Source organism: Thermoplasmata archaeon, assembly GCA_035632695.1.
In the GTDB taxonomy this organism is placed as follows: Archaea; Thermoplasmatota; Thermoplasmata; order RBG-16-68-12; family RBG-16-68-12; genus RBG-16-68-12.
Map to the genome: position 1 here is coordinate 1 of DASQGG010000131.1, position 8,306 is coordinate 8,306.

The 8,306-nt window shown below is 67.5% G+C and carries 7 protein-coding genes; 5 read left to right on the forward strand and 2 right to left on the reverse strand.

Features of this window, described 5'->3' with window-relative positions; genetic code table 11:
• The 5 genes from rpoA2 to VEY12_08495 form a co-directional block, all read left to right on the forward strand.
• Positions 1-1,607 (forward strand): DNA-directed RNA polymerase subunit A'' (rpoA2, locus tag VEY12_08475; GenBank protein HYM40158.1); only part of this gene is annotated, 1,607 nt, incomplete at its 5' end.
• Positions 1,604-1,879: a 50S ribosomal protein L30e gene (locus VEY12_08480; GenBank protein HYM40159.1), complete on the forward strand. Its 276-nt coding sequence runs from the start codon at positions 1,604-1,606 to the stop codon at positions 1,877-1,879. The genes rpoA2 and VEY12_08480, both read left to right, overlap by 4 nt.
• Before the next feature lie 7 nt (positions 1,880-1,886).
• Positions 1,887-2,312 carry a NusA-like transcription termination signal-binding factor gene (locus VEY12_08485; GenBank protein ID HYM40160.1) on the forward strand — a complete coding sequence of 142 codons (426 nt, stop codon included), beginning with the start codon at positions 1,887-1,889 and terminating at the stop codon, positions 2,310-2,312.
• Positions 2,313-2,503: 191 nt separating this feature from the next.
• Entirely contained in the window at positions 2,504-3,934 is a 1,431-nt protein-coding gene (locus VEY12_08490) for an MFS transporter (protein HYM40161.1), read from the forward strand.
• A gap of 127 nt (positions 3,935-4,061) precedes the next feature.
• Positions 4,062-5,828 (forward strand): SNF2-related protein, encoded by a 1,767-nt coding sequence (locus VEY12_08495; GenBank protein ID HYM40162.1) that lies wholly within the window; start codon positions 4,062-4,064, stop codon positions 5,826-5,828.
• Positions 5,829-6,731: 903 nt separating this feature from the next.
• Here the strand turns inward: VEY12_08495 and VEY12_08500 are convergent.
• Together VEY12_08500 and VEY12_08505 are read right to left on the reverse strand one after the other, a co-directional pair.
• Complete coding sequence (locus tag VEY12_08500) at positions 6,732-7,802, reverse strand: radical SAM protein (GenBank protein ID HYM40163.1); 1,071 nt, start codon at positions 7,800-7,802, stop codon at positions 6,732-6,734.
• Positions 7,803-7,946: 144 nt separating this feature from the next.
• The gene (locus VEY12_08505) at positions 7,947-8,243 is read right to left on the reverse strand and encodes a hypothetical protein (protein HYM40164.1); all 297 of its coding nucleotides are present in this window, start codon (positions 8,241-8,243) and stop codon (positions 7,947-7,949) included.
• Positions 8,244-8,306 lie beyond the last annotated feature (63 nt).

Below are 8,306 nucleotides of genomic sequence, written 5' to 3' on the forward strand. Positions count from 1 at the left end.
TGGCGCGCGCGACGACGATCCAGGCGCTGCGGAACCGCGGTCTCTCGAAGAAGACGGCCGAGGTCCTCGCGGACGCGGGCTTCACCCTGGAGAAACTGCAGCGGGCGAACGTGGACCGGCTCAAGAAGTTCCTCACGGTCAAGGAGGCGGAGAAGGTCGTCAAGAAGCTCGCCGCCCCGGGGGAGGAGAAGCCCGCCCCGAAGAAGGAGGCGGCCCGCCCGAGACCCGCGGCGCGCGCGGCGCGGAAGGGACCCGTCAAGGAAGCCGAGGCGGAGCCCGAGACGCCCCTGGAGATTCCCAAGAAGGCTCCCAACCTGACGGAGGGCGAGAAGGAGATCTTTGAGGTCCTCCACGAAATCGGCAAGGACCTCCCGCGGTCCGTCGTGGGAGAGCTCGCGAAGAAGCTGCATGGGATCAAGCTGAGCAAGAAGCGCCTTGGCGAGGTCCTCACGAAGATTTCCGAGAAGTACGAGGTCCATTCCATCGATCCGAACGAGTCCGCGGGCATTGTCTCGGCCCAGTCCATCGGCGAGCCCGGGACCCAGATGACCATGCGGACGTTCCACTACGCCGGCGTCGCGGAGATGAACGTGACGCTCGGGCTGCCGCGGCTCATCGAGATCGTGGACGCCCGGCGCGTCCCCTCCACGCCGATCATGGAGATCTTCATCAAGTCCACCCACAACGAGCTGGAGAAGATGAAGCGGATCGCCACGGAGATCGAGACCACCTCGCTCGAGGACGTCGCGGACATTGAGACGGACCTCGTGAACATGCGCGTCGTGGCGTACCCGGAGGACCACCGGATGAAGTCCCGCGGCGTCACCTGGTCCGAGCTCGAGGAGAAGCTCAAGAAGCTCGGCGAGCCTCAGGAGGTCAAGCGGCAGGTGGGGAACGCGGAGAAGAAGGTCAAGGCGCTCGTCGTCGAGGCGGGCGAGCCGTCCTTCAAGAAGCTCCAACGGATCGTCGAGCAGCTCCGCTCGACGAAGATCAAGGGGATCGACGGCATCCGGCGTGCGATCATCCGCAAGCGGCAAGACGAGTACGTGATCTACACGGAGGGCTCGAATCTGTCCAAGCTTCTCGAGCTGCCTTACGTGGACGCGTCCCGCACCACCACGAACTCGATCCAGGAGATCTACGAGGTCCTCGGCATCGAGGCGTCGCGCAACGCGATCATCAACGAGGCGTACAACACCCTCCAGGAGCAGGGCCTCACGGTCGACATCCGCCACATCATGCTCGTGGCGGACATGATGACGAACGACGGCGACGTGAAAGCGATCGGCCGGCATGGGATCTCGGGCCGCAAGTCCTCCGTGCTCGCCCGTGCCGCGTTCGAGATTACCGCGCACCACCTCCTGCGGGCCGCGATCACCGGCGAGGTCGACTACCTCGATGGCGTCGCGGAGAACGTGATCGTCGGCCAGCCCGTCACGCTCGGCACGGGAGCCGTGAACCTGGTCTACAAGCCGCCCGCGAGTTTCCCGAAGCAACCCACGCCGCCGCCCAAGCCCGCGGCGCCTGCCGCTCCGCCCGCGACGGATGCGCCGTCCGCGGAGCCCGAGGAGAAGCCCGAGGGGAAGCCCAAGGAGGTCGCGCCGTGATCGACGTTCCCCGCGCCCTGCGCCTCGCCACGGACACGGGCGACGTGCGCTTCGGCGTGCGGGAGGTCCGCAAGGCGGTGAAGGCGAAGGCCGCCAAGATGGTCGTCGTCGCGTCGAACTGTCCCGCGGAGGCACTCCAAGCCCTGGGCGACGTGAAGGTCTTCTCCTTCCCGGGGACGAACGCGGAGCTCGGTGCCTCCTGCGGCGTGCCGTTCTCCGTCGCCGCCGTGGCCATCGTGGCCCCGGGGGAGTCCAACATCCTGAGCGCCTAGGTGCCGCATGGCGGAAGTCACGTTCGACGAGCAGACGATCAAGTACGTGGCGCTCTTCCAGGACCTCACCCGAACCACCGTCGTGGACTGCGTGGACGCGGCCGACCGCCTGATCTTCGTCGTGAAGGAAGGCGACATCGGGAAGGCGATCGGCAAGAAAGGCGAGAACGTGGCCAAGCTCAAGCGGCTGTTTAACAAGGACATCCACATCGTCGAGTTCTCCGAAGACCCGCAGAAGTTCGTGGCGAACGTCTTCCGGAACTACGACGTGAAGGGCGTGGCGATCGAGCAGCGGGGAGACATCACGCACGCCACGGTCACCGTGGATGCCAGCAAGAAGGGGCGCGCGATCGGGAAGGAAGGCCGCAACCTCCGCGTCTCCAGGGACCTGATTGCGCGGCACCACCCCATCCAGAGCGTCAGCGTCGCGTGACCGCCTGCGCAGTCCGACGCGACCGGGACGCTCGCGCAACGGCTGAACTCCCTGGATGATTCTCGCGCTCCGGTCCGCACGACCTAAAGCTTACATATCGGAGCGCAATCGACCCGGCGGCAAGTCTGCCGAGCCGCGCGCACCCGCGACCCTGAGGTGTTGCCATCCAGTACAAGTGGACCGTCCTCCTGGTGACCACGGTCGGCGTGATCATGTCGGGGATCGACTCCCGAATCGTGATCATCGGCCTGCCCCAGGTGGCGGCCGGACTCGGGGCGGACGCCGAGCAGGCGATCTGGATCACCCAAGCCTATGTGCTGGGGAGCACGGTCGCCCTCCTCCTGATCGGACGTGTCTCCGACGTCGTTGGACGGGTTCGGATCTACACGAGCGGCTTCGGCGTCTTCACGGTGGGTTCGCTCTTGGTGAGCCTCGGCGTGACCCCGACCCAGGTCATCCTCTTCCGCTTCATCCAGGGCCTGGGATCCGCCATCCTGTTCACGAACAGCGCGGCGATGATCGTGGACGCCACGCCGGACACGGAGCTCGGGTTCTTCCTGGGTATCAACCAGGTCGCGTTCCGGATGGGCGCCATGGCAGGCCTTACCGTGAGCGGGGTGATCCTCACCCTCTTCGCGGACTGGCGCGCCCTCTTCTACATCAACGTCCCCATCGGGATCTTCGGCACCCTCTGGGCTCGCGCGCGGCTCAGGGAAATCGCGAAGCTCGAGAAGGGCGCGCCGATCGACTGGCCCGGGTTCGCGACCTTCACGGTCTTCATCTCGAGCCTCCTCCTCGCCCTCACGCTGGCGGCCTACGGCCTCGGCGAGGAGCGGATCGTCCTGGCGCTCTCCGCCGCCTGCGTCCTTTCCCTCGTCGCGTTCGTCCTCCTTGAGCTCCGGTCCAAGTACCCGCTCCTCGACCTCAAGCTCCTGCGTATTCGGGAGTTCTCCGGGGGCGTGGTGGCCCAGCTCCTGAACGCGGTCTCCTTCGGTGCGGTGCTCCTGCTCCTGAGCCTGTACTTCCAGCTCGTGTTGGGCTTGGACCCGTTCAAGGCGGGGCTCCTCATCCTCCCTCTGGACCTGACCACGGTCGTCCTCGGTCCGCTCAGCGGCAAGCTGTCGGACAAGTACGGCCACCTCCCCTTCACGACGGGTGGCCTGGCGGTCGTCAGCCTGTCGCTCTTCCTCTTTGCCACGACGGACGTGAACACCCCGATCCCCTTGCTCATCGGTTACATGGCCATCTTCGGCGCAGGGCTCGGGATCTTCGCGTCGCCCAACATGAGCTCCATCATGGGCTCCGTCCCCGGCGACCGCCGAGGGATCGCCTCCGCCTTCCGCGCGACGTTCTTCAACGTCGGGTTCGTGATCAGCCTGAACCTGGCCATCCTGATCATGACCTTCACGATTCGGTACGACCTCATTTCCCAGATCATCTCCGCGGTGAATCCCGTGGCGATCACGACGGCGGACAAGGACCTCTTCGCGGCCGCACTCCGGAACGCATACTTCTGGATGGGGATTCTGAACACGGTCGCGATTGTCCCGTCCATGCTCCGCGGCCGCCGCGTTCGGGCCAATGCCCGCGAGCCGGGCCTTCCCACCAGCCTCGAGATGTAAGGCGCCCGTGCCGGACCTCGAAACGCATACGCGGCAATCTCGAGGGGCTCCGTACGGCACAACCTTCATCTGCGAACACGGACATCGGTCTGCCGCCTGCGGTGGCAGGTGAAGGGACCCCCATTCCATGTCCACCACCGTGAGCGGGGGGACGCCCTCGGCGGGCGCCTCGCTCTCCTTGGTCTTTGACGAGGCGGACCGCGCCGTGCTCGCGTCCGTGGGCCGCGGTCCGTCCGATGGTCCGCGCGCCTGGCAGCTGAACGGCGAGGCCCACCGGCTCTCCCTGGTCCAGGGCTTCGATCGTCTCCTGAGTTGGCCCTCGCTACGGGGCGTAACGCGGTACGAGCACCAGGAGCGGACGGCGCTCCGTGTCCTACGGGAGATGCGAGGCCGCGCCCTGCTCGCGGACGAGGTCGGCCTGGGGAAGACCGTGGAGGCGGGTCTCCTGTTGAAGGAGTACGCCATCCGGGGCCTCGTCCGGCGCGTGCTCATCCTCACGCCGCCCGCGCTCCGGACCCAATGGAGGGATGAGATGCAGGAGAAATTCTCAGTCCCCGTGGAGATTTTGCACTCCGCGAAGGACTGGGAGGCGCGGCCCTTCCTGCTCGCGTCCCTGGACACCGCTAAGCGGGAGCCGCACGCCACCTCGGCCCGAGCGGTCCGTTGGGATCTCGTGATCGTGGACGAGGCCCACCGCCTCAAGAACAGCGCGAGCCGCAACTGGCGATTCGTTGCTGCGCTTCACAAGAAGTACATGCTCCTCCTCACGGCGACGCCGATTCAGAACAACATGGACGAACTCTTCAACCTGGTTAGCCTGCTCAAGCCGGGCCAGCTCCACACCTACGACGAGTACCTGGCGCGGTACGCAGCCTCCTTGGACCACCGGGTGCCCGCGCGAGTCACGGAGCTCCGCGGGCGTCTGCGGGACGTCATGGTACGGAACCGCCGCGGGATCGCGTTCACCCTGCCGCCGCGGCGGGTTCACTCGGTCCCCGTCCGCTTGACCCCTCCCGAGCGCCGGCTGTACGACGACGTCACGGACTTCGTCCGCGAGGCATGGGGCGGCCCGTCGGGTCATCTGCCGCTGCCCGCCCGGCTCACGCTGATCGTCCTCCAGCGGGAGATCGGGAGCAGCACGTTCGCCACGGCGCGCACCCTGGAGAAGCTGGAGCACAGCCCGCTCTTCTCGGCCGAGGAACAGACGCGGCTCGCGTCCCTCCGCGAGGCCGCGGCGGCGATCCGCGACAACGTGAAGGCGGAGCATCTCGGGGCGTTCCTGGAGCGGACGGAGGAGAAGGTCCTCGTCTTCACCCAGTACCTGCGGACGCTCGAATACCTCCGCGGCGTCCTGGAGGCGCAGGGCTATCGAGTCGCCGTCTACCATGGGGGCCTCTCTTCGAAGGCGAAGGACGAGGCCGTGCGCGCGTTCCGGGGCGACCGGCAGATCTTCTTGAGCACGGAGGCGGGTGGAGAGGGCCGAAACCTCCAGTTCGCGCGCACCCTGGTGAACTACGATCTCCCCTGGAACCCGCTGCGCATCGAGCAGCGGATTGGCCGCGTGCACCGCCTTGGCCAGGAGAAGGAGGTCCACGTGGTCAACCTCTGGGCCACGGACACGGTGGAGGAGGTGCTCATCGACCTCCTGGACCGGAAGATCCACATGTTTGAGCTCGTCGTGGGCGAGCTCGACCTGATCCTCGGAGACCTGGAGGCGCGGAAGTCGTTCGAGGAGCTCCTCATGGAGATCTGGGCGCTCCAGGCCGCGGAAGAGCGCCGCGCGGCCGTGAGCCGCCTCGGGGAGGCCTTGGTGCGGGCCCGCGCACGGTACGAGACGGTCAAGGAGCGGAACGACGAACTCCTGAAGGACATGAGCGAGGAGGCCGCCGCGTGACGGAGACCCAGGAGCTTCGGAGCTTCGCCGTGGCGCTCCTCGAGGACGCGGGCGTCGAGGTGCGGGACGACGGCACCTTCCTCTGGCTGCGCGTCCCCGAGACTACGCAGGCGACCCTGGACCTTCCCGCCCAGGCCGCCCTGACGTTCGATCCGGATCGCGTGGGCGAGTTCGATGCGGAGCTCGTGGCTCCCGGCAGCTATGTCCTGGAGAAACTCCTGGGACTCGCGTCCCGCCGCGGACGATGGGACGTCGCCCGGTTCGTGCCCGCCGCGACGGACTGGGTCGCGGAGGCCTTGCACGACGCCGGCATCTCGCCCCTTCCCCCGGACGTCGTGTCGTGTCCCTCGATTGAAGAACCGCTCTCCCTGTTCGCGTTCCGGACCGCGCTGACCTCGGACGAGAAGCGCGAGGGGTTCCACGTGATTGCCGTCGCGCCCGACGCGTCGGAGGGCTGGGCCGTGCCATGGCCGCTCCCGACGGAGGGGTTGCAGAGCGCAGCCCTCCCGGCCTTCGCGCCGGACCTCGAGCCCGCGTATCGCACGGCGTGCGAAGTCCTCGAGGACGCCACGCGGGCGCAGCGGGAGGCCTTCCGCAAGTCCTGCCTGACCGCGCTGGAGGAAGAAGTCCGCCGCGTGTTCCGGTACTTTGACGGCACGGTGGGCGAAGTGCGGGCAGCCGCACCGTCCGGGGCGGACGACGTCGTCCGCGCCATCGAGGCCGAGCGCGACCGACGTCTCGCCGAGGCACTCGAGCGCTTCGAGCCGCATGCCGTCGCGTCCTTGTGCAGCGTGCGCGTCGTGTCCGTGCCCTCGGCGCGAGTCACAATCGAAACTCAGGGGCAGCGGTGGCCCGTCGTCGTCGACGCGCTGACCCGTCACGTTCGCGGACTGCCGAGCCCGGTCAGGGAAGCCGGACCCGCTCCACTTCCAGACCGTCCGCCGTCGGATACTCCTCGACCACGAACGAGGGGCGGCCGAGGCTCGGGGCGATCTCCTCGAGAATCCAGGGAGCGATCTCGATTCGCCGCCGCGCGGCGTCGAGACCCATGAGCTTCTTCGGGACGTGGTGGCGCTTCGCGAGTTCTCGCACCAGGGCGTCGAGCCCGTCCCCCTCGATGACGCCTTTGACCAGGGTCCCGTCGTCCGTGATGACGTCCCACGGGCGGGCCACGTTCTCGGCCCGGCGTTTGATCCGCGTCCGGAGCTGCCAGGCGTCCTTGTAGCCGCTCGTGCAATAGTGGACCGTGGTCTTCCAGGGACGCTCGAGCAGCCGGAGGGCGACTTGGTCCGCGCCCTGGACGCCGTACGCGAGCTCGTGCTTGGTCGCGTACCCTCGGACCTTCATCCGCGCGAAGTTCGCGTCGCTGAACTCCATCTCATCCAGGTTGACGAACGCGAGCCCTTCCGATTCCGCCCACTCGATGAGCCGGACGAGGTCCGCCTCCCGCTCCGGGATCAGGGGCACCTCGAGGCCCACGGTCATCCCGAGCTCCTTGGATCGCCGGACTGCGGCCTGGAAGCCCATGCGGCGAGGGTCGGACCAGAGGCCCGGCGGCACATGGAAGCGGATTTCATCGAGACCCGCCTCGGCGAGCGTACGGAGCTTCTCCGGGTCCGTGGACATCGTGTACAGGTGCGTATGGAAGCCCGGGCCGAACTCCTCCTTCAGCAGGCGGATGTAGTGGGCCGTGCGGTCGACCGTCTCGAGGGGGTCGCCGCCGGTGATCCCCGCTCCCTTGGCCCGGATGGCCCGTGCCTCCTCGATCACGTCCGCGTCGGACTCCACGCGCTTCTCGTCCGCGAAGACCACGTCCCGATACATCTTCTCGTCCGAGACGGGGCAGTAGAAGCAGTGGAACGAGCAGAGACCCGTGACGAACAGGACCATCTTGGCCCCCTCCGTGCACTGGGCGCAACCCACCGGCAGCTGGCCTCGGATCAGGGAGCCGCAGGGCCGCTCGGAGAGGGACACGGCCCACGCCACACGGCGTCCGGAGATAAAACTTCGCTCGGTAGGACCCGCCGGCCACCAGGTGTCCGGAGGCTTCGCACCTCTAAGTAGAGGTATACCGCGCGGGTGGGGCGCTCCCTCGGGGGGACCCGCGAACCCCTTGGCCTAAAGCGGCCGCTTGCACGTGGCGCACACGAGGCGGCAGTCCTTCTTGCACTCCTGGCACACGCCGTGGAGGAATTCCTCCCGCACGGGGGCGTGGTGGCAATCGCTTACCGCGGTCACGAGGCGGCCGCAGTACCGGCAGAGGTGCTGCACGGGCCGCTTTCTCGCCACGTACCGCTGATACGCCATGAGGATTGCCAGGGCGAGCACCAGGATGCCGATGATGATCCCCACGGCCATGCATTGGAGGCTTCCCTCGACCGCCTGGAACGGGAGGGAGGCCCAGGGGACGCCCACGCTCCGGCATGGAGGGCTTCGGGTAAAAGGATGCCGCGGAGACAAGGATAAATCGGCCCGGTT

Bases quoted from the DNA above. Each gene is read 5' to 3' on its own strand.
- VEY12_08485 (HYM40160.1), top strand. From the start codon at position 1,887: ATGGCGGAAGTCACGTTCGACGAGCAGACGATCAAGTACGTGGCGCTC.
- VEY12_08495 (HYM40162.1), top strand. From the start codon at position 4,062: ATGTCCACCACCGTGAGCGGGGGGACGCCCTCGGCGGGCGCCTCGCTC.